Genomic DNA, 15,715 nt, shown 5'->3' with positions numbered 1-15,715 from the left:
CGCTAGCCCTTCACCACCGTGAGGAGCTGGTCCACGAGCTTCACGGACGTGATTCCCTCGCTCTCCGCGGTGAAGTTGGGCAGCACGCGGTGGCGCAGCACCGGCCGCGCCAGCGCGCGCACGTCCTCCACCGTCGCCACGAAGCGCCCGTGGAGAATCGCGCGCGCCTTGGCCGCGAGCACCAGGTACTGGCTGGCGCGAGGACCCGCGCCCCACGACACGTTCTTCGCCACGAAGTCCGGAACCCCCGCCTCCTTGGGCCGGGTGTTGCGCACCAGCTCCACCGCGAAGCGCACCACGTGGTCCGGCACCGGCACGCGCCGCACCAGGTCCTGGAGCGCGACGATGCGCTCGGGCGACAGAATCTTCTCGAGCGTCGGCTGCTCGCCGCCGGTGGTGCTCTTGACGATTTGAATCTCCTCCTCGGCGGTGGGGTAGCCCACGTCCACCAGGAACATGAACCGATCCAGCTGCGCCTCGGGCAGGGGGTAGGTGCCCTCCTGCTCGATGGGGTTCTGCGTGGCGAAGACGAGGAAGGGCGGGGCCAGCGGATACGTGCGGCCGCCGGCGGTGATGCGGTACTCCTGCATGGCCTGCAGCAGCGCGGCCTGCGTCTTGGGCGGCGTGCGGTTCACCTCGTCGGCCAGGATGATGTTGGCGAACAGGGGGCCCTGCACGAAGCGGAAGTTGCGCCGGCCGGTGGTGCGGTCCTCCTCCAGGATGTCCGTGCCGGTGATGTCCGAGGGCATCAGGTCCGGGGTGAACTGGATGCGGTTGAAGGACAGGTTCAGCACGTCCGCCAGCGTGGAGATGAGCAGCGTCTTGGCCAGGCCCGGCACGCCGACGAACAGGCAGTGGCCCCGGCTGAAGAGCGAGATGAGCAGGTGCTCCACCACCTCGCGCTGCCCGACGACGCGCTTCTCGATTTGAGCGACGATGGCGTTACGGGCCTGGGCAAGCTCCTCGACTGCGCGGAGGTCGTCGCTCGAGGCATCGGGCACGGGACGTGGGGCGGGGGCGGCGCTTTCCATGGAAGGAGTCTCTTAATTCGCGGGCGGCGCCCGGACCAACGGTTTCCTCCTTCCGAGCGGCCGAGTCGTGCGGTGGCAACCGTTGGAGTGGGGGCCTATTCCGCTGTCACACACTCGGGGGACGGGGCCCCGAGGCCCCCAGTCGCCTGCACGCCCCCCGGGCGGGTGTCTCCCCCCGAGGGGCAGGGGGAATGCCACGTCCCGGACACGCTGCTTACCGTCTCCGGAGAGCCGGCTCGCGAAGGACGGCGGCGGCTCGGGGAGCACGCATGCGGTCAGAGCGAGCGGGGCGTTGGTTCCAGGGCTGGAGGTGGCTCGCGCCGCTGGCCCTCCTGTGGGGCGTGGGGCTGGCGTGTGGCTCGGAGCCGGGCAGCCCGGAGCCCCCCGGGGAGGAGGCCGCGCCGGGCACGGACGGGGACAACTCGGGCTCGGGCACGCCGCCGAAGTCGGGCACCCGGCCGCCCTCCGAGGGCGAGGGTGCGCAGGTGCCCTGGGAGGCCCGGGTGGGCGGGCCCCAGGACGACTCGGGGACCGGCGTCGCCGTGGGGCGCGACGGGGACGTGGTGCTGGTGGTGTCGCAGACGCCCCGGCAGGACGCGGACCGCGAGCCGGTGGCCGGGGAGCGGCTGGGGGTGGTGCTGGGGCGGTACGCGGCGGATGGGACGCCGCGCTGGACGCGGGAGTTCCCCCGCGAGCGCCTGTCGGATTTGCGCGTGGCGGCGTCACCGGGGCCGGACGGCGCGGTGTTCCTCACGGGCAACGCGTTCCTGTACCCGGCGAACTTCGGGCTGGGCCCGGCGCAGGACGGCTTCCTGGTGCGCTTCTCCGAGGACGGCGAGCCGACGTGGCAGCAGCGCGTGGGGCAGAAGGCCCAGTCGGTGGTGGCGGACGCGGACGGCGGCGTGGTGGTGGCGGGTGAGGAGTGGGTGGGGGCGCTGAAGGACCCGGTGCTGACGCACTACGCGGCGGACGGCTCGGTGCGCTGGACGCGGCGCTTCACCGGGACGGGCGAGGAGACGGCGCTGCACGCGGTGGCGCTGGCGCCGTCGGGGCGCGTGGTGCTCGCCGGGCAGCTCGAGGACACGCTGGAGGTGGACGGCGAGTCCTTCGGCGCGAAGGGCCGTCGCGGCTTCGTGGTGCTGGAGTTCGATGAGGCGGGGAAGCTGGTGTGGGGTCGAGAGCTGCCAGGGGCCAAGGGCCGGGTGACGGCGGTGGCGGTGGGGCCGCAGGGCGGCGTCTCGGTGGCGGGCGACTTCGCGGGGCTGCTCGTGTGGGGCGGCACGTCGCTGGGGACGCAGGGGCCGTTCGTGCTCGCCGTGGGCGCGGAGGGCGAGGTTCGCTGGCTGAAGCAGCCCGAGTGCGGCGAGGAGGCCCAGGAGGGCGTGGCCGCGGCGGTGGACGAGACGGGCGCCGTCTCCGTGGCCTGTGGCGACGTGCTCACGCGCTATCCCATGGACGGCTCGGACCAGGCGCGGCGCGTGCTGCGGGCGCGCGAGTGTCCGAGCGGCCAGTGCACGCTCGCGGTGACGGGGCTCGCGGCGATGCCGGGACAGGGGCTGGTCGCCTCGGGCTGGCTGCGCGAGGGTGAAGGGGAGACGTGGAACCAGGAGGCGCTCCTGTGGCGAATCGCGCCCTGGTGACCTGAGCCGACGCACGTCGGGCCTGCGAGGGCGATGTGTCGGAAGAAGTTGACGCGTCGGAAGTTTCCGACGTATTGCTTCGAGCATGCAGAAGGTCGATGTCTTCTCCGCGCTCGCCAATCCGGTGAGGCGCGAGATTCTGGTGCAGCTGCGCAAGGGGCCTCGCAAGGTGGGGGACCTGGCGAGTCACTTCGACGTGGGGCGGCCGGCGGTCTCGGAGCACCTTCAGGTCTTGCGCAAGGCGAGCCTCGTGCGTGAGGAGCCTCGGGGGCGCGAGCGCTTCTACCACCTGGACCCGCGTCCGCTGTCCGAGGTCGGCGGCTGGCTGGAGACGTTCGAGCGCTACTGGAAGCAGCGGCTCGGCGACCTGGAACAGCTTCTCGACGAGGAGGACGCTTCATGAAGGACGCCGGAGTGATTCGGGTCAGCCATGTCTATTCGCAGCCACCGGCGAAGGTGTGGCGCGCGCTCACCGAGCCCGCGCTCGTGGCGCGCTGGTGGGCCCCGGGAGACATCCGCGCCGAGGTGGGCCACCGCTTCGAGATGGACATGGGACAGTGGGGCAAGCAGCGCTGCGAGGTGCTCGCCGTGGAGCCCGAGCGGCTGTTCCGCATCCAGTTCGCGCTGAACACCACCATCACCTGGACGCTGGTGTCGGAGGGCACGGGGACGCGGCTGGAGCTGACGCACGAGGGCTTCGACCTGGACTCGCCGATGGGACGGCGCGCCTTCGAGGGGATGAAGCCCGGCTGGCCGGGTGTGCTCGCGCGCATCGCCCCGGTGGCCGAGGAACTCTGACGCGCATGCGCCCCGCCCGGCGTGTGTCGTCGGACGGGGCGCGGTGTTGTGTCGGGGCTACTGGCGCACGAGCTTGAAGGCGGTGCTGGTGCCGTTGAAGCGGCCGAAGCCGACGATGTCGCCGCGGGTGTTGATGCCCTCGGCGGACAGGAGCGTCCAGCCGCTGTCCGCGGGAATCAGCGTGTTGAGGTCGTGGATGCGCTCGTCGACCCAGAGCACGGCGGCGGCGGTGCCCAGCGACGCGTTGCCATGGTACTGGCCCACGTAGCCGACAATCCAGCCCGACGCGTTGATGGCCTTCGCCTCGCTGTGGATGGCGGTGGGCTGGCTCGACAGGGTGCCCAGGCTCCGGACGGTGCCGTCGCTCCAGGTGAAGGCGTTGTAGATGGGCGAGCCGCCCGACGTGGCGCCGATGACGGCGGAGCCCACCACCTGCCGAGACTCGTTCACCGCGTAGGCCTGGCTCGCGAGGCTCACGTCCAGCGCGCCGACGTTGACCAGCTGGCCCTGGGCCGTCCAGAGCGTGGCGCGCGTGACGCCCTGCGCGTTCTTCGAGGACCCCACCACGTCACCCGCGTTGTTGATGTCCCACGCGCGGGCCAGCGTGTTGCCCTGGCCATCCAGCGAGCCCAGCTCCGTCATCGTCCCGTCCACCCAGCGGAACGCGCGGCTGGTGGTGCCGTTGGACGCGCCGCCGACGATGACGCCGCTGTCGTTGATGCCGGTCGCCACCGCGGACGCGCCGCCGAGCGTGCCCAGGTCGGTCATCACGCCGTTCTCCCAGCGGAAGGCGCGGGGCGTGTTGTTGTCGCTCTCGCCCACCACCACGCCGCTCGCGTTGAGGCCGTACGCACGGCTGAAGTTGTTGCTGCCCGGGAGGATGCCGAGCTCGGTGATGCTCTCCTCGCTCCAGCGGTAGGCGATGAGCGGCGGCGGCGTGCCGGTGATGACCGTCGAGCGCACGTTGCCCACCACCTGCCCCGCGTCGTTCAGCTCCAGCGCGAAGCTGCCGCTGCCCGAGGGGTACATGATGGGGACGATGGTGTACGTGGGCAGCACGGGGTTCGGCTGCTCGGGGACACAGGTGCCGTTCACCTCCACGTAGCCCGCGTCGCAGTGGCAGTGGTCACCGTGGCTGTGGCCGTGCTCGCCGCAGTCGAGCACTGGCTCCGTCTGGGGCACGCAGGTGCCTTCCTTCTCCTCGTAGCCTTCGTCGCAGTGGCAGTGGTCGCCGTGCGCGTGGCCGTGCTCGCCACAGTCCGGCCCCGTCACGGGGGCCGCGACACACGTGCCCTCCTGCTCGACGTAGCCTTCGTCACAGTGGCAGTGGTCCCCGTGTGCATGGCCGTGCTCGCCGCAGTCGAGGCCCGGCTCGGGGGCGACGACGCAGGTGCCGTTCTGCTCGGTGTAACCTTCGTCGCAGTGGCAGTGGTCGCCGTGCAGATGGCCGTGGCCTCCGCACTCGATGACGGGCTCCCCGGCGACGACACACGTGAGGCCGTCCGCGACGTAGCCCTCGTCGCAGTGACAGTGGTCGCCGTGCAGGTGGCCGTGGCCGCTGCACTCAGCGGTCTCGTCGGGCCCGGGCTCGTCCGAGGAGCCGCAGCTCACCATGAGGACGGCCGTGACGGCCAGGAATGCCAGATGGAGGGGTCTTGGATGCATGACTGTTCCCGGGGAGGTGCGAAGGGCGGAGCGCTCACGCGCCTTCGAGGTACGGGCGTTATGTCATGTGCGGATTGTTGATGCAACCGTGTTGCATATATGTCTCGTGTCCGGTTTTGGCCTGTTTGCCATCGATGTTTGGATTGACCAGGAATCAAGTCGTTGCCTGGGTCAATCGGGTCGAAGAGGCTTTCGAGGAGCAGCGAGTCGTGTTCCTTCGAGAGGAGACATCATGGGTTCATGGAGAGTCGTGGGGTCCTTGGCGCTGGTGGCGGGGCTGTGGGCGTGTGGTGGTGGCGCGCCCGTGGAGCCCGCCGAGACAGCGTCCAGCGAGGCGGCGCTCGACTGCGCCGCGCTGGGTTCGCCCGTGTATCACCGCATCCGGCCGAGCAATGGCGACAGCCTCTACACGCTGAACGCCAATGAGGCGACGAACGCGGGAACGACGTACGGCTACACGGAGGACCGGGGCGTGGCGTTCCGGGCCTCGGGAATCACGGGGACGGGGCTGTCTCCCGTGTATCGCATCTACAGCCCGAGTCGGACCGAGCACTTCTGGACCATCGACGCGGCGGAGAAGCAGCAGTTGGTGACGCAGGGCGGCTTCACCACCGACGAGGGCGTGGGCTTCTTCGCGTCGGCGACGGCCTCGCCGTGCCTGGTGCCCGTCTACCGCTACGCGAACGACACGCTGAGGAAGCACCGCTTCGCCATCACCGCCCAGGAGCGCGCGGCGCTCAGCGCGGCGGGCTGGGTGGACCAGGGCATCCGCTTCCACGTGGCCCCCGCGACGCCGCAGCCGGTGGACACGAAGTTCACGCTGGTCATCGTCCCGGACACCCAGAACGAGGTCGTCTCCAGCTCCACGCTCATCGACCACCGCATGCAGTGGCTCGCGGACAACAAGGCCGCGCTGGACATCCGCTTCGTGGGCCACACGGGCGACATGGCCAACTGGGACACGCCGGACCACATCCAGTACGTCCGCGCGGGCAACGCCTTCCAGAAGCTGGACGCGGCGGGGATTCCCTACGCCATCGCCATCGGCAACCACGACACCGCGGCCACCTGCCCGGGCGGCAGCGCGTGCCCCGGCAACGTGAACGCCAACCTGCGCAACACCACCACGTTCAACACCTACTTCCCGCCGTCGCGCTTCACCCGGCTGGGCGGCGTGTTCGAGGCGGGCAAGAGCGACAATTCCTTCCACACCTTCTCGGCGGGCGGGCTGAACTGGCTGGTGCTCAGCCTGGAGCTGTGGGCGCGCACGGACGCGGTGACGTGGGCCCGGAACGTGCTCGCGCAGCACCCGAACCACAACGTCATCGTGCTGACGCACTCCCACCAGAACAGCGGCGGCGGCATCGAGCAGGGCAACGGCGGCTACGGCAACAACAGCCCCCAGTACGTGTTCGACAACGCGCTCAAGCTGTACCCCAACGTGCGGTTCATCTTCTCCGGGCACGTGGGCACGCACGCCTACCGCGCGGTGACGGGCACGCAGGGCAACACCATCCACCAGATGCTGACCACCTACCACGACGGGTCCTCGAACCCGACGCGGCTCATCGAAATCGACACCGCCGCGAACACCTTCTCGTCGCGCGTGTACCTGCCCTACACCAACGTCGAGAAGACGGACGGCTCGAAGTTCACCGTCACCAACGTGTCCTGGGTGCGCTGAGGCACTTCACGCCACCGCTTCCGAGGAATGAGTGCCTCGGAAGCGGCGTCGTCGGGACTCAGAACAGCTCGAGCTGGCAGTACGCGCTGCAGCCGTCCTGGCTGTTCAGGTTGCCGTCGTCGCACTGCTCCCCCGAGGAGAGCTGCACGACGCCGTCCCCGCAGCGAGGCCCGAAGATGCAGCCCGCGGCGCACTGGCCATAGCCGCCGTCGTTGACGCCGTCGTCGCACTGCTCGCCCGGGTCCACCGTGCCGTTGCCGCACAGGAGCTGGGGGTGGGGGATGCACGCGGTGTACTGGCGGGGGTGGTGGAAGTTCTGGAGGCCCAGCCGGTAGGAGGAGCCGGTGGTGTGACGCTCCGCCTGGAACACGGCGAGCTGGTAGACGCCGCCTGGCGTGAGGCCCAGCGGGGTGGCGAGCGCGGCCAGGCTGACGCTGCCCGTCTCGGGGCCATGGATGCCGCCCAGGTCCAGCGCGAGCCGGCCGTTGACGAACACCCAGACGTCGTCATCTCCCCGGAAGCGGATGACCTCGGTGCCGTTGTACTGGAACCAGTGGCGCGTCTCGCTGGTGAAGCTGAAGTTGCGCGGCCGCGCGGGGGCGCCGTAGTCGTTGCGCAGGGGCTCCTGGCCCGCCGCGACCCACCCCGCGTTGTCGAGCGGGAAGAAGAACGCGTTGTCGTAGAGGTACTCGTTGTCAGGCGTCCGCGTGAGCTGCAGGTTGCCGACGAGCGGCAGGTTGACGTTGGGCACGTCACGGAACCACTGGTCGAACGCGTACTGGCCATGCGTCGTCAGCGAGCTCACCCCGACCTTCGCGTAGACGGGCTTGTTGTCGGGGCCCAGGGTGGAGGCCACGATGCCCCGCTCACTGCCGTTCTTGTTCTGGAAGTCGATGTGGCCGCGCGGCAGGCCGCCCGTGGCGGGCAGGTCGTAGCCGCGGAAGTCACGGTAGACGATGGGAAGCTCCAGCGCGGAAGGGGGCGGCGCCTCGAGGACCTGGCAGAGGAAGCCCGGCTCGAGCTGGCACGTCGGCGAGCACCCGTCGTGGGCCACGGTGTTGCCGTCGTCACAGGCCTCGGAGGAGTTGGGCTCGAGCCGGCCGTCGCCGCAGCGGGCCTCGCAGCTGCCGTTGAGGCAGCGGGGCTCGCGCTTGCACAGGGGCGTGCAGCCATCGCCCAGGTTGTAGTTGCCGTCGTCGCACTCCTCGGAGGGGTGCTTGATGGCGTCGCCACAGAGGGCGGAACCGGCGTCGGGTTCAGGAGGTCCGGCGTCGGGCTCGGAGGGGCCGGCGTCGGTGGCGGGGCCGGCGTCGGCCTCTCCACAGCCGGGCTCCAGCTCCATCCCGGGGGACTGCCACGGGTCCTTCACCGGAGCGAGGCCGGCGTCATCTTCGCGGCCGCAGGCGAACAGCGTGACGACGAGGGAGGCGAGCAACACGCTCGCCAGTCGGGGGGACTGAGGAAGTGTCTGCATTGTCGATGGGATTCCAGGTGGGTGAGGCGTGAGCCGGGGCGCATCCTGCTCCCGCCGTCTGACATTCCGTGGAACGCACCATCAGTTGGCTTGCTTTGGTTGCTGGATTACATGTGTCTCCCGGTGCGGGAGTGTGGTCGCCGGGCGGCGGGTAGATCCGGGCGTCGGGACTGCCCGTGGGGAGGTCGGAAGCCAGGGTGCCACGACAGGGTTTCAACCCGGCGGCACCGGAGGCCGGGGACTTCGTGCGGCAGCGGAAAGGGCGCCGTCCAGCTTCAGGTCCTGGTTCAGCCCCGCATCCTTGCTCACCCTCCAGATGCGCTGGTCCAGGTAGTAGTGGTGCAGGGCGAAGCCCCAGATGAAGCCGGCCATGAAGTCCCGCAGCGTCAGCCCCGTGCCCAGCGCGAGCTTCGCGTCGAACACGCCGCAGCCCGGATGCGCGCCGAAGCCACACCCCAGGCCCCGGTACGCCAAGGTGAAGGCAATGCCGCACACCGCATAGAAGATGAACCGCTGGCTCACCTTCGGCGCCCAGCCGAAGGACGCCGGGTCCACCCCCGCCGAGTGATAGCGATTGCGGTGATAGAACCAGACGATGCCGTGGTACTGCACGTTGTGGAACGCCGTCACCGCCACCGCGAACATGATGAAGTCCATCCGCGCGGACACCGACGGCCAGAACACCACCGCCGACAGCCCCACCGCCGCCCCCATCATCAACAGCTTGGGCCCGTTCACCGGCTGCCCCGTCCGCCAGCGCCACACCTGACGCCCCGCGCTCAAGAGCACCACCGCCGCCACCAGCGTGAAGCACGCCGCGGCGACCACCGGCTCCCAGCTCGGTGTCCCCGTCAGCCCCAATTGCTTGCGCGCCCCCGGATGCGTCACCGCGAACGCCACGAACGGCGCGACGAGCCCCACGTAGAGCGTCACGCTGTCCAGCCGCTGGTCCACCCGCGACGTCTCCCCCGACTTGCGCTGGTACAACCGCATCAGCCCGTAGTGCTGCCGCACCACGTGCCAGTACGCCCACAGCGCGGCGAAGGTGAGGAACAACACGAACGGCAGCTTGCTGCCGACGAGCAACGACACCCCGAAGCACACCGGCCCCAGCGCGAACCAGCCCAGGCTCCCCAACAGCAGCCGCCTGCGCGTCTTCCACTCGCGCGCGTCCAGGTACGTGCGCGACACCGTCGCGAACAGGTGCGGCCCATCCAGCACCAACACCCACGCCCACCACAACGCCAGGCTGCTCACCCCCGCCCCGGCATGAAGTCCGACAAGGATGAGGCTCGCGCAGGCGCCGCCCACCGTGGAAATCAAGTCGTGGCGTCGGTCGACCAGCCAGCCGGTGCGCGGCGCCACCGCGACGGTGAGAGGGATGGTGCTCATGGACGCCTCCTCGCGGCGCACGACATTACAGGAAGGTGCAGGTAGGCCGCAGGCCCACCTGTCCTGGTTCCTCGGCCTGCCAACCAACCGAGGCCCCAAAACCCTCTTGAGAAGGGGGCGGTGTACCGCGATGGTGGTGCGTTATGGATCAAGGCAGGCGCACCACGGACCGGAAGGCAGTCGGTCTGTTGGTGAAGCTCAAGCATGAAAGCGTGGGGAGCTTCGCGGAGGAGTTCGCCACCAACCTGAGCCCGGGCGGGATGTTCATCCGCTCGCGCACCCCGCAGCCCGTGGGGACACCCGTCAAGTTCGAGGTGCAGATCGCCGGAGGCGTGCGCGTGCTGCGCGGCACCGCCGACGTGCGCTGGGTCCGTGAAGTGGGAGACCCCGCGGGGCCTCCCGGCATGGGGCTCCAGTTCCACGAGCTGGACCCGGCCAGCCGCGCGCTGGTGGACATGATGCTCCTGCAGCGCAAGCCGGAGGCCCCCGCGGCCGTCGTCTCGCCGCTGCCCGCCATCGCCCCGTCCGTCGCGCCGCTGGCCCCCTCCATCGCGCCGGCTGTCGCGCCCGTGCAGGCCCGGCCCGCACCCGCGCCCGTGGCGAAGCCCGCCGCGGCGCCTCGTGGGCCCGCGCTGGACTCGCTGTTCGATGACCTGGACGCGCCGGCGGCTCCGGGGCTCGACGAGCCCTTCGACTTCTCCCCGCCGCCTGCCGCGCCCGCCGATGACGTGGACATCCCGCTCGAGGAGCTCATCGCGAGCACGCCGCCCCCGCCCGCCGCGCCGCTGATGGACGAGCCGCTGCCCGGGTTCGAGCTGTCGCTCGACGAGGCGCCGCTCGCGCAGGGCGAGATGCTCGATGAGGCGCCCATCGAGGTCGGTCTCTCCGTGGAGGACGAGTCGTCCTCGTCGGCGCGCTCCAGTGGCCCGATGGAGTTCGACCTCGACATGTCCGAGGCCACCGGGGCTCCGGCGCCTTCCGCCGCGAAGCCCAAGGGGGGCGCACCCGAGTTCGACCTGGACTTCAGTGACGCGGTGGAAGAGACGCCCGCGCGTCCCACCGCCACCGCGAAGCCCGCGGGTGGCGCGTTCGAGTTCGACTTCAGTGACGTGGTGGAGGAGACGCCCGCGCCGCCGCCTCCGCGCCCCAGTGCGCCGCCTCCGCCCGCCGCCGCGAAGCCCGCGGGTGGCGCGTTCGAGTTCGACCTCGATTTCAGTGATGCGATGGAGGAGACGCCCGCGCCGCCGCCTCCGCGCCCCAGTGCGCCGCCTCCGCCCGCCGCCGCGAAGCCCGCGGGAGGTGCGTTCGAGTTCGACATGGACCTGAGCGACGCGATGGAGGAGGCCCCCGTCGCGCCGCCGCCTCTTCGTGCCAGCGCGCCGCCTCCGGCTCGTCCCGCCGCCGCAGCGAAGCCCGCGGGGGGCGCGTTCGAGTTCGACCTGGACCTGAGCGATGCGGTGGAAGAGGCCCCGGTCTCTCCGCCTCCGCCTCCTCGTCCCAGCGCTCCGCCTCCCGCCGCCGCGAAGCCCGCCGGAGGTGCGCTCGAGTTCGACCTGGACCTGAGCGACGCGGTGGAGGAGGCCCCGGCCGCGCCGCCCCCGCGCCCCGTCGCGCCGCCGCCTCCTCCCGCCGCCGCGAAGCCTCGCAGTGGTGGCAGCCTGGAGTTCGACCTGGACTTCAGTGACGCGGTGGAGGAGCTGCCTCCCGCCGCGCCGCCTCCGACGCGCACCTCACCGCCGCCGCCTCCCTCCTCGGCTCGCCCGGCGGGCGGCGGCGAGTTCGACCTGGACCTGTCGGGCATGGGCGGCAGCGCGCCTCCGGGCGTGGCCGCTCCCCGCGCGCCCGTGGCCCAGGCCCGGCCGCCTCCGCCCCCGCCTCCGGCCGCGTTCCAGCCGCCGCCTCCCGCGCCCGCGGCTCCGTCACTGCCCAACGTGCGCCGCGAGGCCCCCAGGGCTCCCGAGCCGGTGGGGGCTCCCACGGTGCTGACGCCGGCCGCCCCGAAGGCCGCGCCCGTCGCGCCCTCGCTCGACGAGCGGGGTCTGCCCAGGACGGTCTTCCTCCCGTCGCCTCCGCAGATCGCCGGCACGGGCCCCGTCATCGGCATCGACCTGGGCACCACCAACTCGTGCGTGGCGCTCCTGTCCAACGGCCGCCCGGTCGTGCTGCGCTCGCGCGAGGGCTACAACACGATTCCGTCGGTCATCTCGCTCAACGCGCAGAACAAGCTGCTCGTCAGCCACCGCGCGAAGAACCAGTTGGTGCTGCGCCCCCAGCACACCATCTACGGCGCGAAGCGACTGGTGGGCCGGCCCTACGACAGCGCCGTGGTGAATCAGGTCCGCGAGCGCTTCCACTACGACATCGTCCCGGACGCGGCGGGCCGCGCCGCCGTGCGGCTGATGGACAGCGTGCTCTCGCTCGAGGAGGTGCAGGCCATCATCCTCCGCGAGTGCAAGGAGATGGCGGAGGCCCACCTCAACCAGAAGGTGGAGCGCGCGGTGGTGACGGTGCCCGCGTACTACTCCGAGCCGCAGCGTGAGGCCGTGCGCAAGTCCGGCATCCTCGCGGGCCTCAAGGTGGAGCGCATCCTCAACGAGCCCACCTCCGCGGCGCTCGCCTACGGCCTCAACCGCGAGCTCAACAAGCGCGTCCTCGTCTACGACCTGGGCGGCGGTACCTTCGACGCCACCATCCTCAAGATTGAGAAGAACGTCTTCGAGGTGCTCGGCACCGGCGGCGACATCTTCCTGGGCGGTATCGACTTCGACAACCTCATCGTCGACTTCCTGCTCAAGCGCTTCCAGGAGAAGGAGGGCCTGGCGTTCAACGGCGACGGCATCGCGCTGTCCCGCGTGAGCGACGCCGCCGAGCGCGCCAAGATGGCCCTCTCCGAGCGCGCCAGCTTCGAGGTCCACATCCCGATGTTGATGATGGACGACTCGGGGCGGCCTCGGGATTTGCGCGTGGTGATGACGCGGCAGGAGCTGGAGAAGATCTGCGACCCGCTGCTCAGCCGCACCGTGGACGTGGTGCGCGACGTGCTCCTGGACGCGAAGCTGAAGGCGGCCGAGGTGGACGACATCATCCTCGTGGGCGGCATGAGCCGCATGCCGCTGGTGCGCGACAAGCTCAAGGGCCTGTTCGGCAAGGGGCCCCAGGCGAGCGTCAACGCGGACGAGGCCGTGGCGCTGGGCGCGGCGCTGTACTCGGGCTCGGTGGACAAGGTGAGCAGCGTGGTGCTCATCGACGTGCTGCCCATGACGGTGGGCATCGCGATGCCCGGTGGCGCCTTCAAGCGCGTCATCGAGCGCAACAGCCCGCTGCCCGCGCAGCGCTCGTTCGCGCTGAGCACGTCGAAGGACAACGAGGAGGTCCTCGAGCTGTCCATCTTCCAGGGCGAGGACAATCACATCTCCGCCAACGAGTACCTGGGCACCGTGCGCATCGAGGGCCTGCCTCGGGGGCCGAAGGGCTCGGTGCGCGTGGCCGTCACCATCAAGCTCGATTCGGAGTGCGTGCTGCACGTCGAGGCGCGCGAGTACTCCACGCGCAAGGAAGTGAAGGCCACGCTGGCCACGCGCTACTCGCCGGAGGAGCTGCAGAAGCAGCTGCAGGTGAGCAAGGAGTCGGTGAAGGCCGCCGAGGAGCGTCGTGGCGCGGACCTGAAGGAGCGCGCTGGCGGATTCTGGGGCTTCGTGAAGAAGGCGCTGGGCCGGAAGTAGCCTGTGAGGAATGGGAGATGAAAGGACCGTACGTCTCGAATCAGCCCACGCCGGCCCGGCGGCGCTGCTCGTTCTGCGGCGCCCTGGCGCATCAGGTGGGGCGGCTGCAGGCGGGCATGGGGAGCGCCGCCATCTGTGATGCGTGTGTGGTGCGGCTGTTCGCGACGCTGGACCGCGAGGCCTTCTCCGTGACCGCGCCGCCCGTGTCGGGTGACGCGGTGGTGGTGGGGCTGCGGGGCGGCTCGGACGACGCCTGAGCTCGAAAGGTCCATGTCCGCCACGGCTCCCCGGTATCTGACGCGCTTCCAGTGTCTGGCGGACACGTGTGAGGACACGTGCTGCGCGGGGCTCGTGGTGCCGGTGAGCGACGCGCGGTGGAAGGTGCTGCGCGACGCGGTGGCGGGAGGACCGGACGCGGCGCGGGTCGAGGCGCTCGTGCTGCCCGACCCGGGCAGCGGCGTGGGCGCGGAGGCCGCGTACATCGCGAAGCGCGAGGACGGGCTGTGCTCGTTCCTCGATGCCCGCAAGTTATGCTCGTTGCATCGCGCGTATGGCGAGGCGGTGTTGCCGGATGCGTGCGCGGTGTTCCCGCGCGTGGCCACGCGCAGGGCAGGGCGGCTGGAGGTGACGGGCTCGTTCGGTTGTCCGGAGGTGGTGCGGCTGTGCCTGCTCGCGGAGGATGCGCTGGAGCCGGTGCCGGTGGACGCGTCGCTCGCGGCGCGGCCCGAGCTGGCGCGAGCGCTGGGCGGAGAGGACGCGGGCGACGCGTGGACGTGGCATGCGGCGCGGGTGCGCGAGGTGGCGCTGCGCATCCTGGAGCGACGCGAGTACCCGTATGCCTCGCGGCTGTTCATGCTGGGGGAGCTGGCCCGGCGGCTCGGGGCCTTCTACTTCCGGGGGACGGAGGCGTTTCGAGACGAAGCACTGCTCCTCTCGACGCTCTCTGACTTCGAGGCACCGTCGACGCTGGACGCGCTGCACGCGATGGTGTCCTCGGTGCGACTGCCCGGCGGCCCGTGGGCCGGCATCTGCGGCGCGGTGCTGCGCGCGCGCATCGACGGCGTCCGGGGCGCGCGGTTCCAGGCGTGGGCCCGCGCCATCCAGGCGTCCTACGGTGGTCCGAGCGCCGCGCCGGACGACGTCTGGGCCCAGTACTCCGAGCGACGCGCCCGACTGGAGCCCGTGCTCGGCGAGCGCATCGAGCAGTACTTCCGTCACCACGCGGTGAACCACTGGCTGCGCAACCCGTTCACCGACAGCCCCTCGGTGATGGACTCCGTCTTCAAGCTGACCCTGCGCGCCGCGATGCTGCGCTGGGCGCTGTTCGGACATCCCGAGGTCGTGGCGCTGTGTGAAGACCCCACACCGAGCGATGCCCGTGCGCGCCTCGACGCCGCGGCCGTGGAGTGCTTCCAGCTCAGCGCGAAGCACCTGGAACAATCACCCGAGCTGCACGACCTCGCGCAGGGGCTCTCCGGTGGCGCGGGACCCGACTCGCTCCCGCGCATGCTCGTGCTGCTCCAGGGCATGTAGCGAGCGCGAGTCGCCCCGCGCCCACCTCACGTCGTCGCGCGAGGCTTCGCGCCCAGCCGCTCCATCGCCTGCTTGAACACGGCGTAGTCCTGCGCGCCCTGGATGCCGAAGCGCTCACCCAGCACGAACGTGGGCACCGCGCTGACGCCCATCTCCTGCGCCGCGCGCACCGCGTCCTCCACCACCTTCGCGAACTCGCCGCCCTCCACCGCGCGCTGGAGCGCGTCCGCGTCCAGCCCCACCTCCTCGGCCGCGCCCCGGAGCGTCTCCCACTGCCAGAGGTCCTGACCCTCGCTCCAGTACCGACGCAGGATGGCCGCGTGGTACGGCTCCAGCTTGCCCTGCGTCCTCGCGTACTCCGTGGCCTGGTGCGCCCGCCGCGTGGAAGGAATCACGTCCCGGTCCACCATCTTCAGCCCCGCCTGCGCCGCGCGGACCTTGAGGGGGTTGTTCGGGTCCTTCATCTTCTCTCGGATGTGCGCGGGCAGGGGCAGCCCCTCCGGCGGCGTCTCCGGGCGCAGGAAGAAGGGCTGCCAGTCCACCTGGATGTCGAACTCCTTCTGGAGCTTCTTGACCTCCTGGAGACCGACGTAGCACCAGGGACACACGAAGTCGGACCAGACACGCACGCTGACGGGTGGGCTCATGCCCCTCTCACTAACCGGACTGGCGCGTCACGTCATGGCTTCCGCTCCCGGGAAGTCCCGACCCCACTTTCCATGACGCGCCGGGCATACGGGCGCCCCTCGCATGTTCCGACGCCCCAAGGTGGACAG

The 15,715-nt window shown here is 70.8% G+C and carries 12 protein-coding genes; 7 read left to right on the top strand and 5 right to left on the bottom strand.

From position 1 onward, the window contains the following. Positions 1–2: 2 nt before the first annotated feature. Complete coding sequence (locus K8625_RS11170; protein ID WP_223750775.1) at positions 3–1,031, bottom strand: MoxR family ATPase; 1,029 nt, start codon at positions 1,029–1,031, stop codon at positions 3–5. Positions 1,032–1,300: 269 nt separating this feature from the next. Between K8625_RS11170 and K8625_RS11165 the strand changes: the two genes are divergently transcribed. From K8625_RS11165 to K8625_RS11155, 3 genes are all read left to right on the top strand, one after another. Next, positions 1,301–2,671 carry a hypothetical protein gene (locus K8625_RS11165; protein WP_223750776.1) on the top strand — a complete coding sequence of 457 codons (1,371 nt, stop codon included), beginning with the start codon at positions 1,301–1,303 and terminating at the stop codon, positions 2,669–2,671. Between the two features lie 85 nt (positions 2,672–2,756). After that, positions 2,757–3,074: a helix-turn-helix transcriptional regulator gene (locus K8625_RS11160; protein ID WP_223782707.1), complete on the top strand. Its 318-nt coding sequence runs from the start codon at positions 2,757–2,759 to the stop codon at positions 3,072–3,074. Further along, entirely contained in the window at positions 3,071–3,469 is a 399-nt protein-coding gene (locus K8625_RS11155; RefSeq protein ID WP_223782706.1) for an SRPBCC domain-containing protein, read from the top strand. Before K8625_RS11160 ends, K8625_RS11155 begins: the two co-directional genes overlap by 4 nt. Before the next feature lie 57 nt (positions 3,470–3,526). Here K8625_RS11155 and K8625_RS11150 read toward each other — a convergent pair whose 3' ends face one another. Further along, positions 3,527–5,134 (bottom strand): DUF3466 family protein, encoded by a 1,608-nt coding sequence (locus K8625_RS11150; RefSeq protein WP_223782705.1) that lies wholly within the window; start codon positions 5,132–5,134, stop codon positions 3,527–3,529. A gap of 232 nt (positions 5,135–5,366) precedes the next feature. Here K8625_RS11150 and K8625_RS11145 point away from each other — a divergent pair, with 232 nt between their 5' ends. Next, a complete protein-coding gene (locus tag K8625_RS11145; RefSeq protein ID WP_223782704.1) occupies positions 5,367–6,818 on the top strand; it encodes a metallophosphoesterase in 1,452 nt (483 codons plus the stop codon). Between the two features lie 58 nt (positions 6,819–6,876). On the opposite strand, the gene K8625_RS11140 is transcribed toward K8625_RS11145, so the two are convergent. Together K8625_RS11140 and K8625_RS11135 are read right to left on the bottom strand one after the other, a co-directional pair. Beyond that, complete coding sequence (locus K8625_RS11140) at positions 6,877–8,292, bottom strand: fibro-slime domain-containing protein (protein WP_223782703.1); 1,416 nt, start codon at positions 8,290–8,292, stop codon at positions 6,877–6,879. A gap of 213 nt (positions 8,293–8,505) precedes the next feature. After that, positions 8,506–9,684 (bottom strand): hypothetical protein, encoded by a 1,179-nt coding sequence (locus K8625_RS11135; RefSeq protein WP_223750782.1) that lies wholly within the window; start codon positions 9,682–9,684, stop codon positions 8,506–8,508. Between the two features lie 143 nt (positions 9,685–9,827). Between K8625_RS11135 and K8625_RS11130 the strand changes: the two genes are divergently transcribed. Genes K8625_RS11130 through fliB form a run of 3 tightly spaced genes read left to right on the top strand, consistent with a single transcriptional unit; the run spans position 9,828 to position 14,939 of the window. Further along, positions 9,828–13,406, top strand: a complete 3,579-nt coding sequence (locus K8625_RS11130; RefSeq protein WP_223782702.1) for a TIGR02266 family protein — start codon at positions 9,828–9,830, stop codon at positions 13,404–13,406. A gap of 17 nt (positions 13,407–13,423) precedes the next feature. After that, positions 13,424–13,663 (top strand): ClpX C4-type zinc finger protein, encoded by a 240-nt coding sequence (locus K8625_RS11125; protein WP_223782701.1) that lies wholly within the window; start codon positions 13,424–13,426, stop codon positions 13,661–13,663. Between the two features lie 13 nt (positions 13,664–13,676). Continuing rightward, positions 13,677–14,939 (top strand): flagellin lysine-N-methylase, encoded by a 1,263-nt coding sequence (gene fliB, locus K8625_RS11120; protein WP_223782700.1) that lies wholly within the window; start codon positions 13,677–13,679, stop codon positions 14,937–14,939. A 26-nt stretch (positions 14,940–14,965) separates the two neighbouring features. Here fliB and K8625_RS11115 read toward each other — a convergent pair whose 3' ends face one another. Continuing rightward, on the bottom strand, positions 14,966–15,586 hold the full coding sequence (locus K8625_RS11115) for a DsbA family protein (protein WP_223782699.1): 621 nt from the start codon (positions 15,584–15,586) through the stop codon (positions 14,966–14,968). Positions 15,587–15,715: the final 129 nt, after the last annotated feature.

This window comes from Myxococcus sp. AS-1-15 (genome assembly GCF_020037055.1).
Classification (GTDB): domain Bacteria; phylum Myxococcota; class Myxococcia; order Myxococcales; family Myxococcaceae; genus Myxococcus; species Myxococcus fulvus.
The sequence above is the reverse complement of the archived record's forward strand: the minus strand, read 5'-3'. Positions and strand labels throughout refer to the sequence as shown.